This window comes from Oscillibacter sp. (genome assembly GCF_032018205.1).
GTDB lineage: Bacteria > Bacillota > Clostridia > Oscillospirales > Oscillospiraceae > Oscillibacter.
In genome coordinates this window covers 56,596-82,976 of record NZ_DALZOY010000006.1, presented here as the reverse complement: position 1 = coordinate 82,976, position 26,381 = coordinate 56,596, and the positions used below count along the sequence as shown (strand labels likewise).

Below are 26,381 nucleotides of genomic sequence, written 5' to 3'. Positions count from 1 at the left end.
ATGGCCATCGTAAAAATGAAAAAGCTCCGGGTGGTGGCCATGGCGGAGGAACGGGATGCGCTGCTGCGGGAGCTGCTGCGTCTGGGCTGCGTGGAAATCAGCGAGCCGGACGGCCAGTTGGAGGATTCGACCATGTCTGCGCCGCTGGCTCGGAACGTATGTTCACTGATGGATACCAAGGGCTCCGTCGCCGACGTAACCACCGCGCTGGGCGCCATCCGGCGGTACGCTGCCGTAAAGGATGGATTGTTTATTAAGAGAAGGCCTGTTAAAGAGTCGGAATTTCACAGCACCGATTCTGCGGAGCAGGCCAAAGAAACCTGCGAAAAAATCAACGGCTTACTGACGCAGTTGTACAATATCCAATGCGATGAGGGACGGGCCGCGGCTCAGTCCGCCGCTCTGACGCCGTGGAAGGAGTTGGATTTTTCGCTGGAGACGCAGGACACGGCCCACGTCGTTTTTCGCATGGGTGTGTGTCCCGCCGCTGCGGATATAGGCGCGCTGCGGGCGGAGCTTAGCGGCGGGGAACTGGCTGCGGAGCTGTATCCCGTGGGGGCAGACAAAACGCAGCAGTACTTGTTCTTCATCTGTCACCGGGCGGATGAGGCGGCGGCCATGGAAATTCTGCGGCGTGCCGGATTCAGCGTGGTGACCTTTCCAGATTACATAGGGACTCCGGCAAAAAATCTGGAGGCGATTGACTGCTGCGTGCAGGAAGCGCGGGCCGAGCAGGCGCGCATCACGGATGAGCTGGCCGCCTGCGGCGGCGCGCGGGATGCGTTGCGCCTTCACTCTGACCGTCTGAATACGGAGGTGGCGCAGGTCGAGGACGCCCAGCGCATCCTCACCGACGGAACCATTGCCTTTTTTGAAGGATGGGTTCCTGCGGAGGCGGAGGGAAAGCTTGCTTCTTTGCTGGAGAAGCGGGGCTGCGCGTGGGAAACTTCAGAGCCCAGCGAGGAAGAGTATCCGGACGTTCCCGTACAGCTGAAGAATAACTGGCTGACAAAGCCGTTGAACATGGTGACGGATATGTACTCCCTCCCGGCGTACGGAAGTCTGGACCCCAACCCGCTGATGGCGCCGTTTTTCATTTTATTTTACGGCATCATGATGGCGGATATGGGCTATGGACTTTTGATGCTGCTGGCCTCATCGATTGTGCTGAACAAGTACAAACCAAAGGGAGGCATGGAGCATTTCTTTGGCCTGATGCGCCTTTGCGGTGTCAGCGTGTTTATCGTGGGGGCACTGACCGGCGGTTTCTTCGGAGACTTTTTGACCCAGCTCGTGGGAATTATCAGCCCGGGCACGGTGTTTACCCTGCCCGCCCTGTTTACTCCGCTGGATGATACGCTGATGATTCTGATTGGCTCGATGTGTCTGGGCTTTGTTCAGATTAACGTGGGCATGGTCATCAGCTTTTACAAAAAGCTCAAGCGGGGGCAGATGATGGATGCCCTGTGGGAAGAAGTGACGTGGTGGATCGTGTTTCTCGGCGGGGGGCTGGCTGCGTTGGGTGTGACCAAGCTTGTGCTGTTTGTCGGCGGCGTGATGGTGCTGGTTGGCTCCGGCTGGAACGCCAAGGGCTTTGGCAAGGTGGGGGCCGTGTTTGGCTCGCTCTATAACCACATCACCGGCTACTTCGGAGACATTTTGTCCTATTCCCGTCTGATGGCCCTCATGCTGGCGGGCAGCGTCATCGCGCAGGTGTTCAACACCTTGGGCGCCATCCCCGGCAACGTGGTGGTGTTTCTCATCATCTCTCTGGCGGGCAACGCCCTGAACTTTGCGCTGAACCTGCTGGGCTGCTACGTCCATGACCTGAGACTCCAGTGTCTGGAGTATTTCAACAAGTTCTACGAGGACGGAGGCAAGCGGTTCCGGCCTTTGGAGATTAAAACCAAATATGTTGATATCGTAAAAGAATAAGGGAGGAAACTTACAATGAGTGATTTAGCACAGATGGTAGAACTCCAGCAGAGCCTGACCTTTTTGGGCAGCATCGGCGGTCTGGCTCTGGCGCTGTTGGGCGCGGGTCTGGCGGCGGTTCTTTCGGGCATCGGCTCCGCAAAAGGCACCGGCATTGCCGGCGAGGCGGGCACCGGCCTGCTTTGCCAGGACCCCAGCAAGTTCGGCAAGGTTATGATTCTTCAGGTTATCCCCGGCACGCAGGGTCTGTACGGTCTGGTGGTGTGGTTCTTCGCCATTTTCCGCATGGGCCTGCTCGGCGGGGAACTTCCGGTTCTGACGGTGGCACAGGGCATGCAATATTTTATGGCCTGCCTTCCCATGGCGCTGGGCGGACTCTTCTCCGCCATCGCACAGGGCCGCGTGGCCGCAGGCTCCATCAATATTCTTGCCAAGAAGCCGGACGACTGGTCCAAGGGCATGGTGCTGTGCATCACCGTGGAGTTCTATGCCATTTTGTCCTTGCTGGCTTCCATGCTCATGCTGATCAACATTAGCTGATGGCCCCACAGAAAGGGGAGTCGATATGAACGGAATCGAAAAGATCACGGACCGGATCGCCGCGGAGGCGCAGTCGGAAATCGACCACGTGCTGGCGGGGGCGAAGGCCGAGACGGAGAAAATTGCTGAAAAGTATCGTGCTCAGGCGGACCGTGAGGCGGCGGAGATCGCTGCGAAGAATGAAAAGGCCGCTGCGGAGCGGGAGGAGCGCCTTGTAAGCGTTGCCCAGATGGAGGCCCGGAAGGACCTGCTGGCCGCGCGGCAGTCTCAGGTAGAGGCCGCCTTTGAACTGGCGCTGAAGACCCTTCGGGATTTGCCGGAGGATCGGTACATTGCCGTGGCTGCGGACCTGCTGGTCCGGGCCGCCGGTGCGGGCGGGGGAGAAGCTGTGTTTTCTCCCGCAGACCGGGAGAAAATCGGCCACGCCGCGGTGGACGAGGCCAATCGGCGGCTGAACGGAAAGCTGGCCCTCTCCGAAGAAACAAGACCGCTGAAGGGCGGCTTCATTCTGGTGGATGGCAGCGTGGAGGTCAACTGCACTTTTGACACACTGGTGCGCCTGCAAAAGGGCGAGATGGCCGGTGAGGTCGCCGCAGTGCTGTTCCCGGAAGGGTAACGAATCAACGAGCTGGGAGGAAGCGCCTTGTCAAATAAAATCAAGGACACCGATTATCTGGTGATATCTGCCCGCATCCGCGCCATGGAAACGGGGCTGCTGACGGGCGAGAGAATGGAGCAAATCCTCTCCGCCCGCAGCGACGAAGAAGTGGTGAAGCTCCTGCAGGAAAACGGGTATCCCGACATGAGCCTTGAAAGTCCGGAGGCTATGGACGCGGCAATTACTGCTGCAAGGGAAGAGACTTTACGGGACTTGGGGGACAGCGCCCCGGACGGGAGATATCTGGATATCTTCAAGCTGAAATACGATTACCACAACGCCAAGGCCATTTTAAAGGCGCAGGCGCTGGGCATGAACCCGGACCATATGCTGACGGATTTGGGTCGGGTTCCGGCGACGGAGTTGAAGGAAGCAATTATCGGCGGCGAGGGCAACCAGCTTCCGCCCCTGCTGGCCCTTGCCATCGCCGAAGGGAAGGCGGTTTTGGACACCACCCGCGATCCTCAGTTGGGGGACATGGTGCTGGACCGCTGGAGATATCGGGATGAGTTGGAGACAGCGAAGGAAACCGGAAGTGAATTTCTTCAGGGCTATGTCCGTATCTCTATTGATGCGGCAAACCTCCGCGCACTGGTTCGGACTATCCGCATGGGTAAGACAGAGGCCTTTTTGGAGGGCGTGCTCTTTTCCGGTGGAAGCGTGGACGAGAGCGAGGTGTTAGAGGTTGCGTGCGACTGTGGAGACAACCTTGAGGCTTTGTACGCGGGCACGGAGTTGGAAGCTGCTGCAAAGGCCGGCTTCGACTCGTTGAAGGGCGGCGGACTGACGAAGTTTGAAAAGCTGTGCGACGACGCGGTGTCCGGGTATCTCTCCGGCGCACAGATGGTGGCGTTTGGCGAAGCGCCGCTGATTGGCTATCTGGCCGCGCGGGAGACGGAGTATACAAATCTTCGGATTCTTCTGATGGGCCGGGCCGCGGGGCTGGACCCGGAGATTATCCGGGCGCGGCTGCGGACGTAAGGAGTGTGAAAAAATGGCAACGACCTATCGCATCGCGGTGGTGGGGGACTGGGAATCCGTCATGGGCTTTCGGGCTTTGGGGCTGGATACCTATCCCATTTCCGTGCCGGAGGAGGCCCGCAAAAAGATTCACGAGCTGGCAAAAACCGACTGCGCGGTGATCTATCTGACGGAACAGTTGGCGGCGAAGCTGCCGGATGTGCTGGACCGATATAAGGACGAGCTGCGCCCCGCCGTCATCCTGATTCCCGGACGGGGCGGAATCCTTGGTATCGGCAGGCGCAACATCCAGAACTCGATTGAAAGGGCGGTCGGCGCCGATATCCTGTGACGCGGGGAAGGAGACTGCGCTCTTGCCATGAACGCGCCTCCCGTCCAGAGAGCGAATTTATCCTGAAAGAAGGTTGTCTGTTTGAGCGGTAAAGTTGTAAAAGTATCCGGACCGCTGGTGGTGGCCACGGGCCTGTCGGACGCCAATATGTCCGACGTGGTGCGTGTGGGCCCCCAACGGCTGATCGGCGAAATTTTGACCATGACGGGCGATTCTGCGTCCATTCAGGTCTATGAAGAGACCTCCGGCTTAGGCCCGGGCGCGGAGGTGGTGACCACCGGCGCGCCCATGAGCGTGGAGCTGGGGCCGGGCATGATTGAAGGCATTTACGACGGCATCCAGCGCCCGCTGGAAAAGATCGTGGAAAAGGTAGGCTCCAACATCACCCGCGGCATCGAGGTTCCTGCACTGGACCATGACAAGAAGTGGGACTTTACACCTGTTGCAAATGTTGGTGATAAAGTAATTGGCGGCGATATTCTGGGCACCGTTCCTGAGACGCCGGTTGTGCTGCACAAAATCATGGTGCCGCCGAATGTCAGTGGTACGGTGAAGAAGATAGAAAGCGGCTCCTTCACCGTTTTGGAGACGGTGGCGGTGATTGAGACGGAGGACGGCAAGACGGTGGAGCTGGCCATGGCCCAGAAGTGGCCTGTCCGCGTGGGACGTCCTTATCGGCACAAGTATCCTCCCACCCGGCCCCTTTGCTCTGGCCAGCGGGTCATTGATACCCTGTTTCCCATCGCCAAGGGCGGCACTGCCGCCGTACCTGGTCCTTTCGGTTCCGGCAAAACGGTGGTTCAGCACCAGTTGGCCAAGTGGTCCGACGTGGACATCGTGGTTTACATCGGCTGCGGTGAGCGGGGCAACGAAATGACCGACGTACTGCGGGAATTTCCCGAGCTGAATGACCCCCGTACCGGCGAGTCCCTGATGAAGCGCACGGTGCTGATCGCCAACACCTCCGATATGCCCGTGGCGGCCCGTGAGGCGTCGGTTTATACCGGCATCACCATCGCGGAGTATTTCCGCGACATGGGCTACGACGTGGCGGTTATCGCCGACTCCACCTCCCGCTGGGCCGAGGCGCTGCGCGAAATGTCCGGCCGTCTGGAAGAGATGCCCGGTGAAGAGGGCTATCCCGCATATTTGAGCTCCCGTTTGGCCCAGTTCTATGAGCGGGCGGGCAGCGTGGAATGCATTGGTTCCGGCGAGCGCCGGGGCAGCCTTACAGCCGTAGGCGCGGTGTCGCCTCCGGGCGGCGACTTGTCCGAGCCAGTATCCCAGGCCACCATGCGGATTGTGAAGGTCTTCTGGGCGCTGGATTCGTCTCTGGCCTACAAGCGTCATTTCCCGGCCATCAACTGGCTGAACTCCTACTCGCTGTATCTGGATTCCCTGAAGCCATGGTTTGACGAAAACTTGGGCGAGGGCTTCATGAAGGACCGGAGTCAGGCTATGAGCATTCTGCAAAACGAGGCCAGCCTGAACGAAATCGTCCAGTTGGTGGGTAAGGACGCGCTGTCTGCCAATGACCAGTTGACGCTGGAGACGGCCCGTATGATCCGGGAGGACTTTTTGCAGCAGAACGCCTTTACGGACATCGACGGCTATTCCAGCTACGACCGGCAGAAGAAGCTTTTGCTGATTATTTTGCGATATGATCAGCTCTGCCGGGAGGCAATCGCGGGCGGCGCGGACGCGGCAGATTTGTTTTCTATCCCGTCTCGGGAATCTATCGGACGCGCCAAAAGCGTGCCTGCGGAGGAATACGAGGCGGCGTACGCCGCCATGGAAGATGCCATGTCACAGGAGATCGCGGCGATTGCCGCGCAGGGAGGTGAGGACTGATGATTAAGGAATACCGCACCGTAGAACAGATTGTCAGTCCCCTGATGATGGTCCGACAGGTTGAGGGCGTCACCTATGACGAGCTGGTGGAGGTGGAGCTGCAAAACGGCTCCGTCCGTCAGGGCAAGGTGCTGGAGGTCAACGGCGATACCGCCGTGGTTCAGCTTTTCGACTCTGCCGCGGGCATCAATCTGGCGCAGTCCAAGGTCCGTTTTCTGGGCCACCCGCTGCGTCTGGGCGTTTCCGCCGATATGCTGGGCCGTGTGTTCAACGGCATGGGCGAGCCCATCGACGGCGGCCCCGCCATTCTGGCGGAGGAGTACCGTGATATCAACGGCCTGCCCATGAACCCAGCCGCCCGGGATTACCCCAACGAATTTATTCAGACAGGTGTATCTACCATTGATGGACTGAACACGCTGGTTCGTGGGCAGAAGCTGCCCATTTTCTCCGGCTCCGGTCTGCCCCATGCGAATCTGGCGGCGCAGATTGCCCGTCAGGCCAGAGTGCGGGGCGATGAGGCCTCCAACTTCGCGGTGGTGTTTGCCGCCATCGGCATCACCTTCGAGGAGTCGGAGTTCTTTGTCAGCGAGTTTAAGCGCACCGGCGCCATCGACCGGACCGTGCTGTTTTCAAACCTTGCCAACGACCCCGCCGTGGAGCGCATTTCAACGCCCCGTATGGCCCTGACCGCTGCGGAGTATCTGGCTTTTGAAAAGGATATGCATGTGCTGGTTATCCTGACGGACATCACCAACTATGCCGAGGCGCTGCGCGAAGTTTCCGCCGCAAAGAAGGAAGTTCCCGGACGCCGGGGCTTCCCCGGCTATCTGTATACCGACCTTGCCACCATGTACGAGCGGGCAGGCCGCCAGCTTGGGAAGAAGGGCTCCATCACGCTGATTCCCATTCTGACCATGCCCGAAGACGACAAAACTCATCCCATCCCGGATCTGACCGGGTATATCACCGAGGGGCAGATCATTCTGGCCCGGGAGCTGTACCGCAAGAATATCCATCCCCCCGTGGACGTGCTGCCCTCTCTGTCCCGTTTGAAGGACAAGGGCATCGGTGAGGGGAAGACCCGTGAGGATCACGCCAGCACTATGAACCAGCTTTTTGCTGCGTATTCCACCGGCAAGGATAACAAGGAGCTGATGAGCATTTTGGGCGAGGCCGCCCTGACGCCCACGGATTTGCTGTATGCAAAATTTGCGGACGAGTTTGAGCGGCGGTATGTAAATCAGGGCTATGACGAAAACCGCTCCATCGAGGAGACACTGGACTTGGGCTGGGAGCTTTTGAGCATCCTGCCCAAGGGCGAGTTGAAGCGCATCAAGCCGGAGCTGATTGAAAAATACTGGCCCAAAAAGGATGAACAGTAAGGAGGGGGGACCATGCCAAAGCTCAATGTGAACCCCACCCGCATGGAGCTGACCCGGCTGAAGGGAAAGCTTCGCACCGCCCAGCGGGGCCACAAGCTCCTCAAGGATAAGCGGGATGAACTGATGAAGCAGTTTCTGGAGACTGTCCGGGAGGTGCGCGCCCTCCGGGCGGAGGTGGAAGCGGAGTTGATGACCGTCCACGATTCGTTTACCGTGGCGTCGGCGCTCATGTCGTCTGAGGCGATGGAGCAGGCGTTGCTGTATCCGAAGCAGAGCGTGGAGCTGACCATGGGTTTCCAGAACGTCATGTCCGTCAATGTGCCGGTCTATGACTTCAAGACCAAAACCCAGTCGGACAGCGATATTTACCCCTATGGCTTTGCTGGAACTTCCGGCGAGTTGGATACGGCGGTGGACGCGCTGGGAAAGGTTTTCCGCAAGATGCTGAAGCTGGCGCAGATTGAAAAATCCGCCCAGCTCATGGCGGAGGAAATTGAAAAAACCCGCCGCCGTGTCAACGCGCTGGAGTACGTGATGATTCCCAATACGCAGGAAACCATTCGGTTTATCAATATGAAGCTGGATGAAAATGACCGCGCCACCACCATCCGTCTCATGAAGGTGAAGGATATGATCCTGAAAGAGGCGCTGGAGGAAAAGCGGCAGCAGGATGCCAAGGCGCTGGAGACTTTCTCAAGGTAAGCCGGAGCCTTGCGGTGAATGAAAGAGGGCGAAACCACGAAAAGAGTTTTTACAGGATTTCTGGCGATCGCGCTGCTGCTGGGACTTCTGAGCGTGGGGGCTTCTGCTGCGGAGACGAAGTACAAACCTTTGACGATGACGCTTTACAGCTTTGCAACGCTGACCATTGACAAAGCCAGAGTGACAGGCGAGGAAGACGGGTATACGATTTACGGTGTACCCGCAGATGCGAAAGCCACGATTACCGTCGCTGGCGGAGAAAATGGATTTGATTTCTACATCGGCGCCATTTTCCAACTGTATTCGAACGACGGCGACGCAGATACCGGCCGTGTAAGGTTAGAAAGCGCTGAGTGTATCTTAAACGCCGACAGGGTGTTGCAGTGCGTTTTTCCCATGGGTGAGAGAGACGGCGAGCCGGTGGAGGACAACAACTGGGTGGGCAACCCTGATTATATCTGGCAAAACGGAACCTACAGCTTTACCCTTAACGCCACCGACTATGTGGGCTGGAATTTCAGCATACTCTGTGGCATGAAGAAAATTTCACATGTTGGCTCGCCCGATACAGTTGTTCACGGCTATTTTTTAGAAAGCTACTTTGGACAGGTAGGAGACCAATCGGTTTTCTTTGTGGTGGAAAAGGCGGTTGGCGCGGCGTCTTCGATTGCGCCGAGTACCGGAACCTTTACCGACGTGGCGGCGGGTTCCTACTGCTTCGATGCGGTGCAGTGGGCGGTGGCGCAGAACATCACCACCGGCGTGACGACAACCAGCTTCGCGCCCGGCGAGACCTGTACCAAGGCGCAGATCCTGACGTTCCTGTGGCGGGCCAACGGCCAGCCGGAGCCTGCCGCAGCCAATCCCTTTACGGATGTGACCGAGCGGGACTATTTCTATAAGACTGCGCTGTGGGCCGCGGAACAGGGACTGGTCTCCGGGAGCGCCTTTGGCGCGTCCGCGCCCTGCACCCGGGCCATGACGGTTGAATATCTCTGGACGCTTGCGGGAAAGCCTGAAGCTGAAAAATCCACCGCGTTTCCCGACGTGCCTGCCGACGCGGCATATGCCAAGGCCGTGGCGTGGGCGGTGGAACAGGGCGTTACCACCGGAAAAACCACTGATACGTTTGCTCCCGATGCTGTTTGCACTCGTGGACAAATCGCCACATTTTTGCATCGGGCCATGGGATAAAGCATGATTTTTTCAAAATGAGCTGTTTTGCGCATGTCTGCGTAAAGGCCGTTATAAAGTCATGGAAAAAGAGCGGCTTTTGCCGCTCTTTTTCTGTATAATCTTCCGGACGCGGCAAACACTACCTCCACACAGAATTTGAATCAAAGAATTTACAACAGGAGGTCGTGTTCCCTTGAAAATGTCAAATAAGAAAGCCCGCGTATCGGCGTTGCTGCTGGCGCTGCTGGTGACGCTGACCGTGCCCGCCCAGGCGCTGTTCGGCAAAAAGAGCGAAGAGTCGGCACCGCCGGTTCAGGGCGCGCCCATCGCAAAGGAAATCTCTGTCAGAACCTACCGCAACATTCCCTACCGCGCACAGTTTTTAGCCTCGGACGATGAGAACGGCGAACTGACCTTTACCGTGGACACGGCGCCGAAGAAAGGCACTGTCACCGTGGCGGGGGACGTATTCACCTATACGCCGACAGAGGGCAAAAGCGGGAAGGATAGCTTCACCTATGTGGTGACGGACCCTGCGGGGAATGTTTCCGCTCCGGCCACCGTTACTGTGATGGTGGAAAAGACAAAATCCGGCGTGGAATATCAGGATATGGGAGACAGCTCCGCTGCTGCCGCCGCTCAGTATTTGGCGGAGAAGGGGGCCTTTACCGGTGCGCGCATCGGCGGGCAATATTATTTTGAGCCGGAGCGCACGCTTTCCCGGGCCGAATTTCTGGCCATGACTATGGAGCTTGCAAATCTCCCGGCGGATACCGTTACCATGACCGGCTTCTCCGACGATGAGGCAATCCCCACATGGGCCAAGTCCTATGCGGCGGCGGGCCTTTCTGAGGGAATTATCCGGGGCGTGTCCACCGAGACAGGGGCGGCGTTCCGCAGCAATGAACCCGTGAGCTTCAACGAAGCGGCTGCCATTTTGGACCGGATGCTGGCGGTGGGCGACGTGGACCTTGCCACATGGTACGCTGACCGGGACGCAACGCCTTCTTGGGCGGCACAGGCCGTGGGGAATCTGGAGGCTGTCAGCGTGATGTCCGTGGGCAGCTTTGGAAGCGGCACACTTGCCCAGCCCATGACCCGGGCGGACGCGGCGCAGATGCTCTGCGCGGCGGGGACGCTGCTGGACGGAGAGCAGACCGGACTTCTGGACTGGATGCGCTGAAAAAAAGCCCCGGCGCTTCATGAAGAAAAAAGCACAGGAACCTGCCGAAAAGTATTTGCGGCAGGTTCCTGCGCTTGTATTCACGGAAAATTTGTGCTAAACTGGTACGGATTGCAATAGCTATTGGATAGTCCGGTCCCGCCTGTGGCGGGCTGTGGGAAAAGGGCATTTGTGTGGGCCGCCGACGGCGGCGGAAGGAGGAACCATGAAGATCGTGGTATTGGCCGGCGGGCTTTCGCAGGAGCGAGAAGTTTCGCTGGTTACGGGGACGGCTGTGTGCCGAGCGCTCCGCAAGGGGGGCCACAGGGCTGTTTTGGTGGATCTGTTTTTGGGGCTTGAGGACTATGACGGTCCGCTGGAGGCCGTGTTCGACGCACCGGACGGACGCTGCGGAAACGCTGCCATTAAAACCACCGCGCCGGATCTGGAAGCGGTGCGCCGCAGCCGGAAGGACCAAGGCCCCAGCCTGATCGGAAAGGATGTTTTAAACGTCTGTGCTTTGGCCGACCTTGTGTTCGTGGGGCTGCACGGCGAGAGCGGGGAGGACGGCCGCATTCAGGCTACGCTGGATTTGCTGGGAATCCCCTACACCGGATCGGGACATCTTTCCTCCGCCATGGCGATGGATAAGGTTGTGACGAAGCGGCTGATGGAAGCCGCCGGGATTCGCACGCCCAAGTGGCGGCTGGTGGAGTATGGCGAGACAGAGGTGGATGCCCTGTCCGAAGAGCTGCCGATGCCCTGTGTGGTGAAGACGCCGGGAGGCGGCTCCTCCATCGGGGTTTACATGCCTGAGACACGGGAGGAGCTGAAAGCCGCTCTGCGGGATCTTCTGCACTTTGACGGGCAGATTATTGTGGAAGAGCGGATTGTGGGCCGGGATATTTTCACCGGCGTACTGGGGGACCGGTGGCTGCCGTCGGTCGAAGTGATTTCCGCCAAGGGGAAATTCGACTACGAGGCGAAGTACCAGTCTGGCGGGGCGCTGGAGCTGTGTCCGGCCGATATCACCGGGGAGCAGCAGGAGGAGATTGGCGAAATGGCGCTGAATCTTCACCGTCTGATGGGATTGTCGGTGTATTCCCGGGCCGATTTTGTGCTGGATGAGGCCGGCGTGCCGTGGTGTTTGGAGATTAACTCTCTCCCGGGCCTGACCTCCGCCAGTCTCATGCCCAAGGAGGCTGCCGCCGCGGGGCTTACTTATGAAGAGCTCTGCGAGGAGATTGTTCAGCTTTCTTTAAGGAGGACGTGTCATCATGCTGCCAATGACTGTCAGGGAGATTGAATCCGCCGTCGGCGGCGTGTGGTGGAATCCCCGGGAGGACGCGCCTTCCATCTCCGCCGTGTGTACCGACAGCCGGGAACTGCCCCCCGGGTGCTTGTTTGTGCCATGGAAGGGCGAGCGGTTTGACGGCCATGATTTTATTGACAGTGCGCTGGAAGCGGGCGCTGCCGGGACGTTGTGCGCCCGTCTGCCCGCTGATCTCCGGCCCGATAAATTCTACATCAAGGTGGACGACACCCGTTTGGCGCTGAAGGCGCTGGCCTCCGCCTACCGGGATCGGTTTGACATTCCCTTTGTCCAGATTACCGGCTCCGTGGGGAAGACCACCACCAAGGAGATGATCGCCACAGTCCTCTCGGCGGGACTAAAGGTGCTGAAAACGCCGGAGAATTTCAACAATGACATCGGAACGCCCCTGACGCTGTTCGGCCTGACACCGGAGCATCAGGCGGCGGTGATTGAAACGGGCATGAACCACTTCGGAGAGATTCACTATCTCTCCGAGTTGGTGCGCCCGGATATTGCCGTGATTTCCAACGTCGGGGACGCCCACATCGAATTTTTGGGCAGCCGGGAGGGAATTTTAAAGGCTAAAAGTGAGATTTTTGACTTTTTGAAGCCAGACGGCGTGGCAATTCTCAATGGAGACGACGCGCTGCTGAACACGCTGAAGCTGCCCTTTACCACATTGCGGTGCGGACAGTCGGAGGGGTGCGGCGTGCGGGTCAGCGATGTATCCGACCGGGGGCTGGACGGAATCTGCTGCCGCATCACCACAAAAAAAGACGTATACGATTTGACGATTAACGCGCCGGGGCAGCATCTGGTGTACTGCGCCTCTATGGCCGTGGCCATCGCGGAGTTGCTGGGTCTGGATCATTCACAGATTATCTCCGGCGTGGCGGCCTTTCAGGGTGTGGGAAACCGGATGGAGGTGGTGCGTCTTCCCGGCGGACGCATCATCCTGAACGACTGCTACAACGCCAACCCTCAGTCGGTTGCGGCGGGGCTGGAGGTGCTGGCAAAGAGCACCGGCTCCCGCAAGCTGGCAATTTTAGGGGATATGGGCGAACTGGGTGATCACGGAGAAGCCGCCCACTATAATATCGGCGCGCTGGCGGCTATGCTGGGCATCGATATGGTGATCGCCATCGGGGAAAAGGCGGAGAAAATTGCGGAGGGTACGCTGGCATCCGGCGGCTGCGCGCTCCACTTCCCGGACAAGGACGCGGCGAAGGATGAACTGCTGTGCCAGTTCGAGCCGGATACCAGCGCACTGGTGAAGGCTTCTCACTTTTCCATGCATTTTGAGACCATTGTGGAGTTTTTGAAAGCACAGGATTATCAGGATTAAGGAACGCAAATGATAGAAATACAGGTAGAAGGGCTGGTCAAGTCCTTTGATTTGGAAAAGAAAATACTGGACGGGCTGACCTTTCAGATCGACGAGGGAGAACGGGTGGGGCTTCTGGGTCCCAACGGCGCCGGGAAAACCACGCTGTTCCGCATTCTCACCGGAGAATTGGACTATGACGCTGGAAGTGTATCTCTGGCAAAGGGCCGGCGGCTGGGGCTGATTTCTCAAATTCCCGTCTATCCCGAGGGGTATACGGTGGAGGATGTGCTCCGCACGGCCTTCGACCGGCTTTCCGCCCTTGCAAAAGAGATGGAAGACCTTGCGGGACGCATGGCGGCAGGGGAGAGCGACCCGGCGCTGCTGCGGCGGTATGGGGCGCTGACGGAAAAGTTTGAATTGTTCGGCGGGTATGACACAGAGGTGGCCGTCAACAAGGTTGCAAACGGCCTCTCCATTCCGCAGTCCATGCGCTCAGAGCCCTTTGACCGTCTTTCCGGCGGAGAAAAGACCCGGGTGAATCTGGGCCGTCTAATTCTGGAGGATACGGACGTTTTGCTGCTGGACGAGCCCACCAACCATCTGGACCTTCACGCAACGGAGTGGCTGGAGGATTATATCTCCCACTTCAAGGGTACTGTGGTGGCAATTTCCCATGACCGGTATTTCTTGGATCGGGCCGTGACGCGGATTATAGAGATCAACGGCGGCAAGGCAGAGTTTTACAGCGGGAATTACAGCTTCTACGCCGTGGAAAAAGAGCGGCGCTATCAGGAAAAACTGAAGCAGTACGAAAAGGAGCAGGCCAAAATCGCACAGCTTACCGAGGCGGCGGATCGCTTGCGGCTGTGGGCTTTTATGGGAAATGACGCCATGTATAAACGGGCGTTTTCCATGGAAAAGCGCATCGAGCGGATGCGCACCACCGACAGGCCCACAAAGCGCCGGAAAATGGACGCGCGTTTTTCCTCCATTGACTTTCAGGGGGACGAGGCCCTGACGATTCGGAATGTGTCCAAGTCCTTCGGGGCGAGGAAGCTTTTCGAGGACATCAGCCTGAAGGTGGAGGGAGGCGAGCGCATCGCCCTCATCGGCGATAATGGGGCGGGAAAGTCCACACTTATCAAGATGGTAATGGACGAGGAGTACCCCGATGAAGGGCGCATCAAGCTGGGGCCTGCCGTCAAGGCGGCCTGCTTACCCCAGATTATCCATTTCGACCACCCTGACTGGAACTTGGTGGAGAATCTTCAAGCTACCAAGCGGGGCATGACGGAAACCAGCGCGAGGAACCGGCTGGCGTCCTATGATTTCCGGGGAGAGGACGTATTTAAGTCCGTTTCCGTCCTTTCCGGCGGGGAAAAGAGCCGCCTGCGGCTGTGTATGCTGATGGACGGGGAAATTAACTTTTTGATTCTGGACGAACCCACCAACCATCTGGATATCGACTCCCGGGAGTGGATAGAGGACGCGGTGGAGAGCTTCGACGGAACGCTGCTGTTTGTCTCCCATGACCGGTATTTTATCAACCGCTTCGCCACCCGCATCTGGGAGGTAGCCGACGGAACCATTACCGACTGGCCCATGGGCTTTGCCCGTTACCGGGAGGAAAAAGACCGGGAAACGCAGAAAAAGCATGAGAACACAAAAGCTGTAAAGGATAAGGCCGTTACACAAAAGCCGCCCCGGACGGGACGGGAACAGACCGCAGCCCGCAAGCAGCTTGTCATTTGTGAGCGCCATATCGGTGAGACGGAGACTCTGCTTGAAAAGCTGGACGCGGACATGATGGCTGCAGCCTGCGACTATGAAAAGCTGAACGTTTTGCTTGCGGAAAAAGACGCGGTGCAGGTGGCGCTGGATGAGCTGTATGAAAAGTGGGAGGCACTTTCGGAGGCGGCGGAATGAAAAAATCGGTTCGAATTTCTCTGGCGGCGGCAGGCTTGGCGCTGCTGGCGGGAATGGGAATCTGGTTTATCCCCGGCATGAAGTTTTCTGCGTGGCTGTGCGGTGGAATTGCCGCAGCTTTACTCCTGTGGGCCGGACTGATCCGGTGGAGCGAAAAAAGCAGGGGCGGAAAAGTCTGTAAAGTGATTTTTCTTGCTTGCGTTATAATGGGGATTCTGTCCTTCGCGGTCGTAGAGACATTTTTGGTGAAGGTGGGGCGGATTCCACCCTATGGGGACCCGCCCGCGGCGGTGGTTGTGCTGGGGGCGGGGGTCAACGGAACAACGCCCTCTCTGGTGTTGGCCTCCCGGCTGAACGCCGCCAAAACCTATCTGAGCCAGATTCCATCGGACACCCCCGTAATCCTCTCCGGAGGACAGGGACCAGGAGAGGACGTCACCGAGGCCCAGGCCATGTACAACTATCTGACTGCGGTTGGAATCAGCGGAGAACGACTGTATCTGGAGGAGCGCTCTACCACTACGGCGGAAAATCTAGCCTATTCCGAAACTATCCTCAGCGAATTGGGGATTGACACTTACAATAACAGCGTGGCTGTTGTGACCAACGACTTTCATATGGCGCGGGTCCGCTATCTGGCGGATTTTGAAACGCCCATCACTGTGACCGGGGTCCCCGCGCGGCTGCCCTATTGGTGGCTGACGGCAAACTATTACACCAGAGAGTATTTCGCGCTTGCAAAGGCCATGTGGAACAGGCTGAACGGGGCGTAGTGAGGATTTGACCGCTGAGGACAGGCGGGTTTTGCCCGCAAGAGAAGCAGGGAGGTCTTATGAGCGATATTTTATGTATGTATTACTCCCGCACGGGGAACACCAAGACGGCGATGCAAGAGCTATCCGCTGCGCTGGACGCGGAGCTGGTGGAATTAAAGGATGGAGTGAACCGTTCCGGCGTGAAGGGCTTTTTACGCAGCGGAATGGACGCCATGCGCCGCACGGTGGAGACGCTCCAGCCCTTTGAAACGGAAAAGCCCCTGACGAATTATAAGTTGGTGATTCTTGGAACGCCGGTTTGGGCCGGGCGGTGCAGCAGCGCCGTGCGCAGCTTTTTGCAGGAGCAGGGGCATCTCCTGACCGACGTATCCTATGTGCTGCTTCGGGGTGGAAACGCCAAATACGAGGAGATTTACGACCAGATGGACAAGTATCTTTCCCAACCCCATCAAACCGCCGTATCTTTGCGAGCCGGGTCCGTGGGCTATCACTTTTGGCAGGAGGAATTTCTCCGGCGGACCCGGGCGTTTTTGGAGGGGCGGGAGTGTCAGAGTTAGCGGCCTTCCCGGCATAAAAGAGGGGAGGCAAACTGCTTGTTTGAAAAACTAAAAGAGATTGCGGTCCGGTACGACGCGCTGCAAACCCAGCTTGGCGACCCGTCGGTTTATGGTGATGCGGACCGGCTGCGGGTGGTGAATCAAGAGCTGAAGGAGCTTGCTCCGGTGGCGGAGGCTTTCTCCGTCTGGGCGCGGGCAAACCGCCGCCTGCGGGAGACGGAGGCGCTTTTGAACGATCCGGAGCTGCGGGCCATGGCACAGGAGGAACTGCCAGAGGCACGGGCGGAGTCGGAACGACTGGAGGCGGCGCTAAAGCCCCTGCTGCTGCCCCGGGACCCGGACGACGGGCGCAACGTGGTGGTGGAAATCCGGGGTGGCGTCGGCGGGGAGGAAAGCGCGCTGTTTGCAGCGTCCCTTTTTCGAATGTACCTCATGTACGCCGAAAAACGGGGGTTTTCTGTGGATGTTGTCAACGAAAACCGCACGGAGCTGGGTGGCGTAAAGGAAATTAGCTTTCTGGTAGAGGGCGACGGCGCATGGTCCCGGTTCAAGTTTGAAAGCGGGGTCCACCGGGTGCAGCGGGTACCGGAGACGGAGTCTGCCGGACGCATCCACACCAGCGCTGCCACCGTTGCCGTGCTGCCGGAGACACAGGAAGTGGAATTTGCCATTGACTCCGGCGATTTGCAGATAGACACCTTCCGCGCTTCCGGTGCGGGAGGGCAGCACATCAACAAAACGGAGTCTGCCATCCGCATCACACACGTGCCCACCGGGACGGTGGTGGAATGTCAGGACGAGCGGAGCCAGTACAAGAACCGGGAAAAGGCAATGAAGGTGCTGCGTTCCCGGCTGTACGAGGCAGAGCTTGCCCGGCGGGACGCGGATCAGGCCGCCCGCCGCCGCAGTCAGGTGGGCAGCGGAGACCGGAGCGAGCGCATCCGCACTTATAACTTTCCACAGAGCCGGGTGACAGACCACCGGATTGGCCTGACGCTGTACAAGCTGGACAGTGTGATGAACGGCGAGCTGGACGAGCTGATTGACGCGCTGATCGCCGCCGACACGGCGGAAAAGCTGCGAAAGCAGGAAAAATAAAAACGGGCGAAGCCCGCGTAAAACAGAAGGTAACCGCATGGAGACAAAATTTATTGATTTAACCAACATCAAGGGCCAGCAGCGGATTGTGGAGGAAAAAATTCAGACAGCCGCCGATATTATTCGCTCCGGAGGGCTGCTGGCCGTGCCCACAGAGACGGTATATGGCCTGGGGGCCAATGCGTTGGACGAAGAGGCGGTGCATAGGATTTTTGAGGCGAAGGGACGGCCGCAGGACAATCCTTTGATCATCCATGTTCCCTCCGCCCAGTGGCTGCCCCGGTTCTGCGTGGATGTACCGCCGCTGGCGTATACGCTGGCGCGAAATTTTTGGCCCGGTCCTCTCACCATGATTTTAAAGCGAAGCCCCGCCATCCCCGCCGCAGTGACGGCAGGACTGGATACAGTGGGCGTTCGCTGTCCGGCCCATACGGTGACGCAGGCTATCATCCGCTATGCGGGGGTGCCCATCGCCGCACCTTCCGCCAATCTATCAGGTCGCCCAAGCTGTACCTCTGCCGCAGACGTGGCGGCGGATATGGACGGCAGAATTGAGGGAATTGTGGACGGCGGTCCCTGCACTGTGGGGGTGGAGTCCACCATCGTGGATTTGACCGTTTCGCCGCCCCGGATGCTGCGCCCCGGCGGACTTCCGCTGGAAGACCTCCAACGGGTGCTGGGGGAGATCGAGGTGGACAAGGCCGTCTCCGCGCCGCTGGGGGAGGGCGAAGCGCCCAAAGCCCCCGGCATGAAATACCGCCATTACGCACCCAAGGCCGCCGTCACCGTGTTCACCGGGAATCCCCGGAGGACGGCGCAGGCCGTTGTTCAGCGTTTGAAGCCCGGTGTGGGCGTCATCTGTTTTGACGAGTTTGAATCCCTGTTTCAGGGCTATGAAACCCATTTACTTGGCCCCGTGGACGACAAGGAGATTCAGGCCCAGCGCGTGTTCGACGCGTTGCGGGCCTTTGATACAGGCAACGTGACGGAAATTCTGGCTCAGTGCCCCGACAACCGGGGACTAGGGCTGGCCATCGGCAACCGACTGAAAAAGGCGGCGGGCTTCAACGTGGTGGACGTGGAGGAGGAGCGCATCATCCTTGGTCTCACCGGCGGAACCGGCGCGGGGAAAACCAGCGCACTGAAGGCCGTGGAGGATTTAGGCGGGCTGGCGCTGGACTGTGACGCGGTGTATTACGAGCTGCTGAACACCGACCCGGGCTTGCGGGACGCGATCGCAGGCGCCTTTGGCTCACAGGTCTTTAACCCCAATGGGGCACTGAATCGCAAGGCGTTGGGCGAGCTGGTCTTCGGAGATAACGACCGGCTGGACCAGCTCAACGACATCGTGTTCCGTTTCCTGCGTCCGGAGCTGGAGCGGCGGATTGCCGCTTTTCAGGGCAAGCTCTGCGCGCTGGATGCCATCAACCTCTTTGAGTCTGGCATTGACAGGCTGTGCGACTGCACCGTGGCGGTGACCTCGCCCATCGAAATGCGGGTACGGCGGATTATGGAGCGAGACGGAATCGACGAAAAGTATGCAAGGCTCCGTGTCTCCGCCCAGCAGCAGGACGATTATTTCCGGGAGAAATGCGACCGGGAGCTGAGCAACACCGCCGAGACGCCCAAGGCGTTTCGGGAGGCGGCGAAGGAATTTTTCATACGTCTGATTGAGCAGATTAAGGAGGATAAGGCAAATGGCAGAAAATAAAAAGACGAAGGACCTGCGCGAAAAGCTTCTCGCCGGGAAAAAGCACGGCTACGACCAGTTCGATCCCAAGGACGAGAAGACCATGGAGTCCTACTGCGCGGATTACCGGACATTCTTAGATGCGGGGAAGACCGAGCGGGAGTGTGCAGGGGAGTTGGTGCGTCTGGCGGAGGCGGCAGGATTCCGTGCTTTCACCCGGGGCATGGAATTGAAAACTGGGGACAAGCTGTATTTCTGCAACCGGAGCAAGAGCGTGTATCTGGCCCGTATCGGTAAGCAGCCGCTAAGCGTCGGCGCGCAGATTGCCGCCGCCCACATTGACTCGCCCCGGCTGGACTTGAAGCCCAATCCCCTGTATGAGGACGGTGAGCTGGCCTATTTCAAAACCCATTATTATGGCGGTATCCGTAAGTATCAGTGGACCACCGTGCCTCTGGAGCTTCGGGGCGTGGTGGCGCTGAAAAGCGGGGAGACAGTTTCTGTGCGCATCGGCGCGGATCCGGGGGACCCCAAGCTGATCATCACAGACCTCCTGCCCCATCTGGGGGCGGAGCAGAACAAAAAGCCGCTGGGCGAGGCGGTTCCCGGTGAAACGCTGAACCTGCTGCTGGGCAGCCGCCCCTTGCCGGACAGCGAGGGCAGCGACCGGGTAAAGCTGGCGGTGATGCAGTTGCTCAACGAAAAATACGGCATCGTGGAGGAGGATTTGACCTCCGCTGAGCTGGAGGCCGTCCCTGCCTCGATGTCCTGCGACATCGGGCTGGATCGCAGTATGATCGGCGCCTACGGCCACGACGACCGGGTGTGCGCCTACGCGGCGTTCCGGGCGCTGGTGGACTTGGAGGAAACGCCGGAGAAGACGGCGGTGTGCGTTCTGGCGGACAAGGAGGAGATCGGCTCCGACGGCGTAACCGGCTTGCAGTCCGCCGCGTTTGACACTTTTATGGAGGATTTGTGCGAAGCGCAGGGTGTTCCTCTGCGGGTGTGCTTGGAGAAGTCCTTCTGTCTCAGCGCGGACGTGACGGCTGCGTTTGACCCCAATTTCTCTGATGTGTTTGAAAAGCGGAACGCCGCCTGGCTGAACCACGGCGTGGGACTTTGCAAGTATACCGGCGCACGGGGCAAGTCCGGCGCGTCCGACGCGGACGCGGAGACAGTGGCCTATGTCCGTTCTCTGTTCGACGAGGCAGGCGTGCTTTGGCAGATCGCAGAACTGGGCAAGGTGGACGCAGGCGGCGGTGGCACAGTGGCGGCCTATATGGCCAACCGCAACATTGCCACGTTGGATGCGGGCGTTCCGGTGCTGAGTATGCACGCTCCCTTTGAGGTGGTGGCGAAGCTGGACTGCTACGAAACCTATAAGGGCATGAAGGCCGTGTTTTTAGCACGCAAATAACTTGCGACCAGCATACGGAAAACAGGAGGGATGCCGTGGCATCCCTCCTGTTTTATGCAGATTGCCGCCTTCTGCGGAAGAAAGAGCAGCTATCGGCTATTCCGTTTCTCTCAAGCGCTCAACAACGGGGTGTCTGGCAGCCACCCGGTATACTGCCAGCGGCACTGCGATGCCCAGAAGAGCAAAGACCGGCGCCAATGACAATATGGGTAAGGCGGTAAACCGATAGGTGAAGAACCAAAACGTGCTCTCCAGCACTCTGGACAGCAGAGGTCCGGAGGCAAGGCTGAGAACCAGCGATACGGACACTGCGCCCAGCGCGTAATACAGCCCCTCCCAAACCAGCATCATTTTCACTTGTCTGCCAGTCATGCCGATGGCCTGAAGCATGGCAAGCTCCCGGCGGCGCGTGAGAATCCCGGTTAAAATTGCGTTGAGGAAATTGAGCACGCCTACAAGCCCCACGATAAAGCTCAGCACGCCCCCCAGCATCAAAAACATGTTCCGAAAGGAGTCAAATTCCGCGACATAAGTCGCCTTGCTCTCATAATCAAGCTGCGTCTGCTGCTTCGTTGTCAACTCGGATAAATAAGCCTCCATACCGGCTGTGCTCTCGTCGCTCACATCGCAGGCGTAGTACATCACGTCGCTGGTGCCGCTGTCATTCAAAAAGGTCTGGTCGTTCATGATGAACTCGTCAGCGCCGTAATAGCGGTAGCTGAGGGTATTGGGCACGGTGACCAGCGCTGCCACTTCATAGTCAATGTCCCGATAAGCTTTGGCCCTGTACCGGAAGGGCTGGTCATCCGGGATATTGCCCGGGTCAAGTATCTCCCCCGTATCCGGGTCGTAGTACTCGTATTCCTCCACGTAGCGCAGCGTAACGGTATCACCCAGCTTTGCCCAGTGAGAGTCCGGCTGAGGATTGCCGTAGTCGTCGTCGGAATAGACCGCCGCGACATAGCGTCCTCCCGGCTCGTAGAGCTTGGACAAATCGCCCTCCAGCACGGGCAGCTTATCAAGGACATAGCGCTCCATACCGTAAAGCTGTGTCCGTTCGGCCAGCAGCCCTGCGTCATTCTTTTCCGCAAAGGCAATCTGAGAATTCAGCGTTTCCGCGTCGTTCCACACCCCATACAGGGTGCGGAAATAATCCTCCGTGATGAATTCCTCTACCGGACTGGTCTTGCCGTAGACACGTCCCCCGCTCTCAATTCCGGGCTGGGCTTCCAGAGCGGTAATCGTATCCGCGGGCAGCGCCCGGTCGGCGCCCCAAAGTGCTCCTGTCTGAAAATAACCCGCATCGGATACGATGAAATCGGAAACCATGTTAGACAAATATTTGTCCATGTCAAAGCCGTTTGTAAAAGTGACCGTGATATTAAGCAGAAGTACCGCAAGGGACAATGATGCCACGGTAACCGCCGTCTTGCCTCGACTGCGCCCCAGATTTGCCCATGCCATTTTTGGCAGCGATGCGCCTGACTGAGACTTGCGTATTGCCTTTTTACCTGCCGTCCCCTCGGTGTAGCGAACCGCCTCCACGGGGGATACTCTTGCCGCCAGCCGTCCGGGTCTGCGGCAGGAAATCAGCACGGTGACCAACGCAAAAAGCGCCGAACCAATAAAAATCAGCGGACTTGCCGATACCGTATCCTGCACAACGCCGTTGAGCCGGGAAAGGATTACAGGGGTCAGCATAATCCCGACGGCGTAGCCAATCAGCAATCCGATGGGGATTCCGATGAAGGAAAGCAGCAGTGCTTGGCGGCGGATAATGCGCCGCAGCTGCCGCCCCGTTGTGCCGATGGTTTTCAGCAGGCCATAGAAGCGAATATCGTTTGAAACCGAAATTTGAAATACGTTGTAGATAATCAGGTAGCCCGTAAAAATAATAATCAGCAATAGCCCCACGATTGCGGCGGCGGTAAAGAAATCCATGCTGTCGGCAAGCTGGGCGCCGCTATACCCCCAGTTTACGCCAACTGCAATATAATTGTCTCCTGAGGAGCGGCTTTCCGTCTGGTAGCCATGATTTGCAAGGATTGTTTTTAAGTCCTGTTCGATGTGCAGGGAGCTTCCCAGCATGACATCCATGTTCCACGAGCCGGTCATTCCGTCATTGCCAATGCCGCTGCCGACGCCCACTTGGTCATAAATCGCCTGAGCACGGCTCAGGGGGAGGAGAACGTGGTTTGCGACAACCGCTTCGTCATATTCCCACCAGCCGCTCAGGACAAAAGATTCCGTTACCTCCGTGCCGTCCACGTCAAAGGTCATGGTGAACTCGTTTCCCAATACCGGCTCGACACTCAGCAGCTCCAACACCCTTGTGTCGGTGGCGGCTTCCTTGGTGCCTTCGGCGGGCAGGCGGCCCTCTATGGGGTCGCAGTACATCCAGTGGGCCTGGTTTTCGTCGCTGTACCCCACCTCTACATGGGACTTGAGAAAGGGCGAGCCCTCCGGCATACCAACAAAGCGGCGCAGCCCATACTGTTTAATGAGCGGATCGCCTTTGATCGCTTCAAACTGCTCCTGTGTTAGATACTTGAATCCGGCGTGGCTCCAGCCTCCGGCCTGTCGGAAATTTGCCTGCTGAAAAGAGTCGTTGATGGAAAGCGCCACTGTGAACAGGGTTGTAAACAGCACGGCGGTCAAGGCGATGGCAAGAATCGCAATCAGGTTTCGTGATTTTGCCGCTTTCATGCTTTTCATGCTCAGCGCGCGGATGCATTTCCCGTTGGCTACATTCATGATCCGGCCCCCTTATCGAGAAACGATCAGGCCGTCTTCGATACGGACGATGCGGTCTGCCAGTTGGGCGATCTCTTCGTTATGGGTAATCATTACAATGGTTTGGGAAAACTTCTGACCTGTGACCTTCAAGAGACCCAAAACATCCTGACTGGTTTTAGAATCCAGATTCCCGGTTGGCTCGTCCGCAAGGATGATGGCAGGCTTGGCGGCCAAGGCCCGGGCGATGGCAACCCGCTGCTGCTGGCCCCCGGAAAGATTATTCGGCAGGTTTTGCAGCTTGGAGGGAAGTCCCAGCGTTTCGATGATGCTATCCACATAGGGGCGATCCGGCGTGTTGCCGTCCAATTGAATGGGCAGCACAATGTTTTCATAAACATTGAGCACCGGGACCAGATTGTAGTTTTGGAACACAAATCCAATCTTGCGCCGGCGGAATATTGTCAGCGCCTCGTCTTTCAGGGAGAAAATGTCCTTGCCATCCACTGTAACCGTGCCGCTTGTGGGGCGGTCCAGTCCGCCCAGCATATGCAGCAGCGTACTCTTACCGCTGCCGGACGTGCCGACGATGGCCACAAATTCACCTGTTTCCACCTGCAAGCTGACACCGTCCAGCGCGTGAACCGCGTTTTCACCGGTACCGTAAAGTTTTTTTAAATCATGGGTCTGCAAAATTGTCATAATATCTGCCTCCAAAGATAAAGTCTGCAAGGTTTGATACCATGCAGATTCTATCGCACGTTTCTTTCCAGAATCTTTCCGGCGGACAGGCAATTCTAACAGTTTTGCAAGAATTCAGGCCTGACGGGGCAAGAACATGGAAAAAACCGAGCCGCGGCCGGGGGCCGAAGTCACTTTGATATATCCCTCCTGACCGACCAAAATCTGGCGGGTCAGATATAAGCCGATTCCCGCACCGTCCTGCTCGCTGACGGTCTGTGAGCGATAAAAACGGGAAAATACCTTTGCCTGCTCCGCTTCTGAGATGCCAATTCCCGTATCTGCGACATCAACCCGGCAGAACAGCTCGTATTCCTCAGCCGAAATCCGGATGCTGCCGCCGGAGGGCGTGTATTTGACGGCGTTATCCAGCAGATTGCAGAGTGCTTCCGTGGTCCATTTCCGGTCAAACACCGCACGGACGTCCGTAGAGTTCGCGGTTATCTGAATCTTTTTTTCCGCAGCTTTGGGCGCGAGCTGGTTTGCCGCTTCCTCAACCATCGGGGCAATGGCGTTCAGGACAGGGTGGAGGGTAATCACACCTGTTTCCAGCCGCGACAGCTTCAGCAAAGCGGCAATCAAAAAGCTCAGCTTTTCCGCCTGTCCCCGCAGCGCCGCCACACAAACCACGCTTTCTTCCGGCAGGTTCTGCTCCTCCAACAACTGCGCATAGAGCAAAATATTTGCAATCGGCGTTTTGGTCTGGTGAGAGATATCCGCCAATAATTCCTTGACTTTTTCCTTTTCTGCGGCTAAATTGCGTGCGGATACCGAGGATGCGGCTAAATATTGGTTGAATCTGCTTTCCACAGCCGAGAGTAGGCTTTCGTCAAAGGTGTGTTCCGCAAAGCTTCCGTCCATAGTGCTATCCAGCATTTGACTGAGCCTTTTCATCACGTTTCTTGTGTTTCGGCGCTCCAGCAGCACGAGCGCCGCACACAGGAGAATGCCTGCCAGCGCAAGGAGAAGCAGGAGTAAATTCCGGTCATTCATCCTGCTTCACCACCCATACATACCCTAAACCGTAGACAGTTTTGATATACCGCGCGGCGTCCAGCTTGTCCCGCAGCCGTTTGACCGTGACAGAAAGCGCATTTTCATCCACATAGTCCGCGCCGTCTGTCCAGATGCGATCCAGAAGAACCGCACGGGTCATCGTTATGCCCCGATTTTCCACCAGCAGACGGAGAAGCTTCTGCTCCGTTTTACTTAGCTCAACGGGAGTATCCTCCTGATAAAATGCCATCTGCTCAAAATCAAACCGATAGCCGTCAATTTCCAGAACAGACGTGTTGGATGCCGGAGGCACGTCACGGCGCATCTGCGCCTTGACCCTCGCGCGAAGAATCGCCAGACTAAAGGGCTTGGTGATATAGTCGTCCGCACCGTGTTCCAGCCCCGTCACCACATCCATCTCAGTATCGTTGGCAGTTAAAAGAATCACCGGAACGGATTCGCTCCTGACTTTTATCTCGTGAAGCAAGGCAAGTCCGCTGCCATCCGGAAGGTTAATATCGAGCAAAATGAGATCCGGCGCGCCATCGGCAAGCAGCTCACGCGCGGATTTCAGATCAAAACACGGAATAATCTGAAACTCCTGATCCTTTAACGCAAGACACAGGCCATGGTTTAGATTGCGGTCGTCTTCGACAATCATAATACGCTTCATCATTTTCCTCCTTCATTTTCAATTTACCCTTACTCTGCCCCTCAGAGCTTGCGTTGCTTTACGAAAAGTCTCCTACAACTCAATGATACGCTCCAATTTCTCCGAAAAATAAAAAGCTGCTTGAGCTACTCGGCGTCAATATCGGCTTTTGGTAAAGCCAATCGTTTGTGGTTTTCTGTGCATTACGGATTTTGTCTGTACGGTAATGATACCACAATGAATGAAGATTTCAAATTGTAATTCATCACCATGCGGGAGTCTTGCCGCTGCCAGCAACGCCACAGCATACAGTACGGGCTTTGGCACGTACGCAAAAGGACAGGGCAGACAGCAAAAACTGTCCGCCCTGTCACGGAGATTGATACCCAGTTCACTTTTTGCCCCTATGAAACCCCGCCGAAAGGCTGGGCC

22 protein-coding genes are annotated in these 26,381 nt (G+C 57.7%); 18 read left to right on the top strand and 4 right to left on the bottom strand.

Features of this window, described 5'->3' with window-relative positions; genetic code table 11:
- The 18 genes from RTU96_RS06425 (at nucleotide 1) to RTU96_RS06340 (ending at nucleotide 20,827) form a co-directional block, all read left to right on the top strand.
- Nucleotides 1-1,935, top strand: a complete 1,935-nt coding sequence (locus RTU96_RS06425; protein WP_312635650.1) for a V-type ATP synthase subunit I — start codon at nucleotides 1-3, stop codon at nucleotides 1,933-1,935.
- 15 nt (nucleotides 1,936-1,950) lie between these two features.
- On the top strand, nucleotides 1,951-2,475 hold the full coding sequence (locus tag RTU96_RS06420; protein WP_294854469.1) for a V-type ATP synthase subunit K: 525 nt from the start codon (nucleotides 1,951-1,953) through the stop codon (nucleotides 2,473-2,475).
- Nucleotides 2,476-2,500: 25 nt separating this feature from the next.
- Complete coding sequence (locus tag RTU96_RS06415; protein WP_312635647.1) at nucleotides 2,501-3,091, top strand: V-type ATP synthase subunit E family protein; 591 nt, start codon at nucleotides 2,501-2,503, stop codon at nucleotides 3,089-3,091.
- A 27-nt stretch (nucleotides 3,092-3,118) separates the two neighbouring features.
- Nucleotides 3,119-4,114, top strand: coding sequence for a V-type ATPase subunit (locus RTU96_RS06410; protein ID WP_312635646.1), 996 nt, complete (start codon nucleotides 3,119-3,121; stop codon nucleotides 4,112-4,114).
- 13 nt (nucleotides 4,115-4,127) lie between these two features.
- On the top strand, nucleotides 4,128-4,445 hold the full coding sequence (locus tag RTU96_RS06405; RefSeq protein WP_293008989.1) for a V-type ATP synthase subunit F: 318 nt from the start codon (nucleotides 4,128-4,130) through the stop codon (nucleotides 4,443-4,445).
- An 81-nt stretch (nucleotides 4,446-4,526) separates the two neighbouring features.
- Nucleotides 4,527-6,296, top strand: coding sequence for a V-type ATP synthase subunit A (locus RTU96_RS06400; protein ID WP_312635644.1), 1,770 nt, complete (start codon nucleotides 4,527-4,529; stop codon nucleotides 6,294-6,296).
- Nucleotides 6,296-7,681 carry a V-type ATP synthase subunit B gene (locus RTU96_RS06395; protein WP_312635643.1) on the top strand — a complete coding sequence of 462 codons (1,386 nt, stop codon included), beginning with the start codon at nucleotides 6,296-6,298 and terminating at the stop codon, nucleotides 7,679-7,681. Before RTU96_RS06400 ends, RTU96_RS06395 begins: the two co-directional genes overlap by 1 nt.
- A 12-nt stretch (nucleotides 7,682-7,693) precedes the next feature.
- Nucleotides 7,694-8,383 carry a V-type ATP synthase subunit D gene (locus RTU96_RS06390; RefSeq protein ID WP_312635642.1) on the top strand — a complete coding sequence of 230 codons (690 nt, stop codon included), beginning with the start codon at nucleotides 7,694-7,696 and terminating at the stop codon, nucleotides 8,381-8,383.
- Between the two features lie 18 nt (nucleotides 8,384-8,401).
- Nucleotides 8,402-9,577, top strand: a complete 1,176-nt coding sequence (locus tag RTU96_RS06385) for an S-layer homology domain-containing protein (RefSeq protein WP_312635641.1) — start codon at nucleotides 8,402-8,404, stop codon at nucleotides 9,575-9,577.
- Between the two features lie 181 nt (nucleotides 9,578-9,758).
- Nucleotides 9,759-10,742, top strand: coding sequence for an Ig-like domain-containing protein (locus RTU96_RS06380; RefSeq protein ID WP_312635764.1), 984 nt, complete (start codon nucleotides 9,759-9,761; stop codon nucleotides 10,740-10,742).
- Between the two features lie 205 nt (nucleotides 10,743-10,947).
- Entirely contained in the window at nucleotides 10,948-12,027 is a 1,080-nt protein-coding gene (locus tag RTU96_RS06375; RefSeq protein ID WP_312635640.1) for a D-alanine--D-alanine ligase, read from the top strand.
- Nucleotides 11,999-13,381 carry a UDP-N-acetylmuramoyl-tripeptide--D-alanyl-D-alanine ligase gene (gene murF, locus RTU96_RS06370; RefSeq protein ID WP_312635639.1) on the top strand — a complete coding sequence of 461 codons (1,383 nt, stop codon included), beginning with the start codon at nucleotides 11,999-12,001 and terminating at the stop codon, nucleotides 13,379-13,381. The genes RTU96_RS06375 and murF overlap by 29 nt, the downstream gene beginning before the upstream one ends.
- 9 nt (nucleotides 13,382-13,390) lie before the next feature.
- Nucleotides 13,391-15,289, top strand: a complete 1,899-nt coding sequence (locus RTU96_RS06365; protein ID WP_312635638.1) for an ABC-F family ATP-binding cassette domain-containing protein — start codon at nucleotides 13,391-13,393, stop codon at nucleotides 15,287-15,289.
- On the top strand, nucleotides 15,286-16,062 hold the full coding sequence (locus RTU96_RS06360; protein ID WP_312635636.1) for a YdcF family protein: 777 nt from the start codon (nucleotides 15,286-15,288) through the stop codon (nucleotides 16,060-16,062). Before RTU96_RS06365 ends, RTU96_RS06360 begins: the two co-directional genes overlap by 4 nt.
- A gap of 59 nt (nucleotides 16,063-16,121) precedes the next feature.
- Nucleotides 16,122-16,622, top strand: coding sequence for a hypothetical protein (locus RTU96_RS06355; protein ID WP_293008969.1), 501 nt, complete (start codon nucleotides 16,122-16,124; stop codon nucleotides 16,620-16,622).
- A gap of 36 nt (nucleotides 16,623-16,658) precedes the next feature.
- Nucleotides 16,659-17,720, top strand: a complete 1,062-nt coding sequence (prfA, locus tag RTU96_RS06350; RefSeq protein WP_312635635.1) for a peptide chain release factor 1 — start codon at nucleotides 16,659-16,661, stop codon at nucleotides 17,718-17,720.
- Nucleotides 17,721-17,757: 37 nt separating this feature from the next.
- On the top strand, nucleotides 17,758-19,431 hold the full coding sequence (locus RTU96_RS06345; protein WP_312635633.1) for an L-threonylcarbamoyladenylate synthase: 1,674 nt from the start codon (nucleotides 17,758-17,760) through the stop codon (nucleotides 19,429-19,431).
- The gene (locus RTU96_RS06340) at nucleotides 19,418-20,827 is read left to right on the top strand and encodes an aminopeptidase (RefSeq protein ID WP_312635631.1); all 1,410 of its coding nucleotides are present in this window, start codon (nucleotides 19,418-19,420) and stop codon (nucleotides 20,825-20,827) included. The genes RTU96_RS06345 and RTU96_RS06340 overlap by 14 nt, the downstream gene beginning before the upstream one ends.
- A gap of 96 nt (nucleotides 20,828-20,923) precedes the next feature.
- Here the strand turns inward: RTU96_RS06340 and RTU96_RS06335 are convergent, their stop codons facing one another.
- The 4 genes from RTU96_RS06335 to RTU96_RS06320 all read right to left on the bottom strand — a co-directional run bounded on the left by RTU96_RS06335 (nucleotide 20,924) and on the right by RTU96_RS06320 (nucleotide 25,970).
- Nucleotides 20,924-23,581 carry an ABC transporter permease gene (locus RTU96_RS06335; RefSeq protein WP_312635628.1) on the bottom strand — a complete coding sequence of 886 codons (2,658 nt, stop codon included), beginning with the start codon at nucleotides 23,579-23,581 and terminating at the stop codon, nucleotides 20,924-20,926.
- Nucleotides 23,582-23,593: 12 nt separating this feature from the next.
- Nucleotides 23,594-24,262, bottom strand: a complete 669-nt coding sequence (locus RTU96_RS06330) for an ABC transporter ATP-binding protein (protein WP_312635627.1) — start codon at nucleotides 24,260-24,262, stop codon at nucleotides 23,594-23,596.
- 114 nt (nucleotides 24,263-24,376) lie between these two features.
- A complete protein-coding gene (locus tag RTU96_RS06325) occupies nucleotides 24,377-25,294 on the bottom strand; it encodes a HAMP domain-containing sensor histidine kinase (protein ID WP_312635625.1) in 918 nt (305 codons plus the stop codon).
- Nucleotides 25,287-25,970, bottom strand: coding sequence for a response regulator transcription factor (locus RTU96_RS06320; RefSeq protein WP_294854444.1), 684 nt, complete (start codon nucleotides 25,968-25,970; stop codon nucleotides 25,287-25,289). Before RTU96_RS06320 ends, RTU96_RS06325 begins: the two co-directional genes overlap by 8 nt.
- Nucleotides 25,971-26,381 lie beyond the last annotated feature (411 nt).

Bases quoted from the DNA above. Each gene is read 5' to 3' on its own strand.
- RTU96_RS06390 (WP_312635642.1), top strand. From the start codon at position 7,694: ATGCCAAAGCTCAATGTGAACCCCACCCGCATGGAGCTGACCCGGCTG.
- RTU96_RS06385 (WP_312635641.1), top strand. From the start codon at position 8,402: ATGAAAGAGGGCGAAACCACGAAAAGAGTTTTTACAGGATTTCTGGCG.
- RTU96_RS06345 (WP_312635633.1), top strand. From the start codon at position 17,758: ATGGAGACAAAATTTATTGATTTAACCAACATCAAGGGCCAGCAGCGG.
- RTU96_RS06340 (WP_312635631.1), top strand. From the start codon at position 19,418: ATGGCAGAAAATAAAAAGACGAAGGACCTGCGCGAAAAGCTTCTCGCC.
- RTU96_RS06395 (WP_312635643.1), top strand. From the start codon at position 6,296: ATGATTAAGGAATACCGCACCGTAGAACAGATTGTCAGTCCCCTGATG.
- RTU96_RS06320 (WP_294854444.1), bottom strand. From the start codon at position 25,970: ATGAAGCGTATTATGATTGTCGAAGACGACCGCAATCTAAACCATGGC.
- RTU96_RS06335 (WP_312635628.1), bottom strand. From the start codon at position 23,581: ATGAATGTAGCCAACGGGAAATGCATCCGCGCGCTGAGCATGAAAAGC.
- murF (WP_312635639.1), top strand. From the start codon at position 11,999: ATGCTGCCAATGACTGTCAGGGAGATTGAATCCGCCGTCGGCGGCGTG.
- RTU96_RS06425 (WP_312635650.1), top strand. From the start codon at position 1: ATGGCCATCGTAAAAATGAAAAAGCTCCGGGTGGTGGCCATGGCGGAG.
- RTU96_RS06330 (WP_312635627.1), bottom strand. From the start codon at position 24,262: ATGACAATTTTGCAGACCCATGATTTAAAAAAACTTTACGGTACCGGT.
- RTU96_RS06360 (WP_312635636.1), top strand. From the start codon at position 15,286: ATGAAAAAATCGGTTCGAATTTCTCTGGCGGCGGCAGGCTTGGCGCTG.
- RTU96_RS06325 (WP_312635625.1), bottom strand. From the start codon at position 25,294: ATGAATGACCGGAATTTACTCCTGCTTCTCCTTGCGCTGGCAGGCATT.
- RTU96_RS06375 (WP_312635640.1), top strand. From the start codon at position 10,948: ATGAAGATCGTGGTATTGGCCGGCGGGCTTTCGCAGGAGCGAGAAGTT.
- RTU96_RS06380 (WP_312635764.1), top strand. From the start codon at position 9,759: ATGTCAAATAAGAAAGCCCGCGTATCGGCGTTGCTGCTGGCGCTGCTG.
- RTU96_RS06405 (WP_293008989.1), top strand. From the start codon at position 4,128: ATGGCAACGACCTATCGCATCGCGGTGGTGGGGGACTGGGAATCCGTC.
- RTU96_RS06420 (WP_294854469.1), top strand. From the start codon at position 1,951: ATGAGTGATTTAGCACAGATGGTAGAACTCCAGCAGAGCCTGACCTTT.
- RTU96_RS06355 (WP_293008969.1), top strand. From the start codon at position 16,122: ATGAGCGATATTTTATGTATGTATTACTCCCGCACGGGGAACACCAAG.
- RTU96_RS06415 (WP_312635647.1), top strand. From the start codon at position 2,501: ATGAACGGAATCGAAAAGATCACGGACCGGATCGCCGCGGAGGCGCAG.
- RTU96_RS06365 (WP_312635638.1), top strand. From the start codon at position 13,391: ATGATAGAAATACAGGTAGAAGGGCTGGTCAAGTCCTTTGATTTGGAA.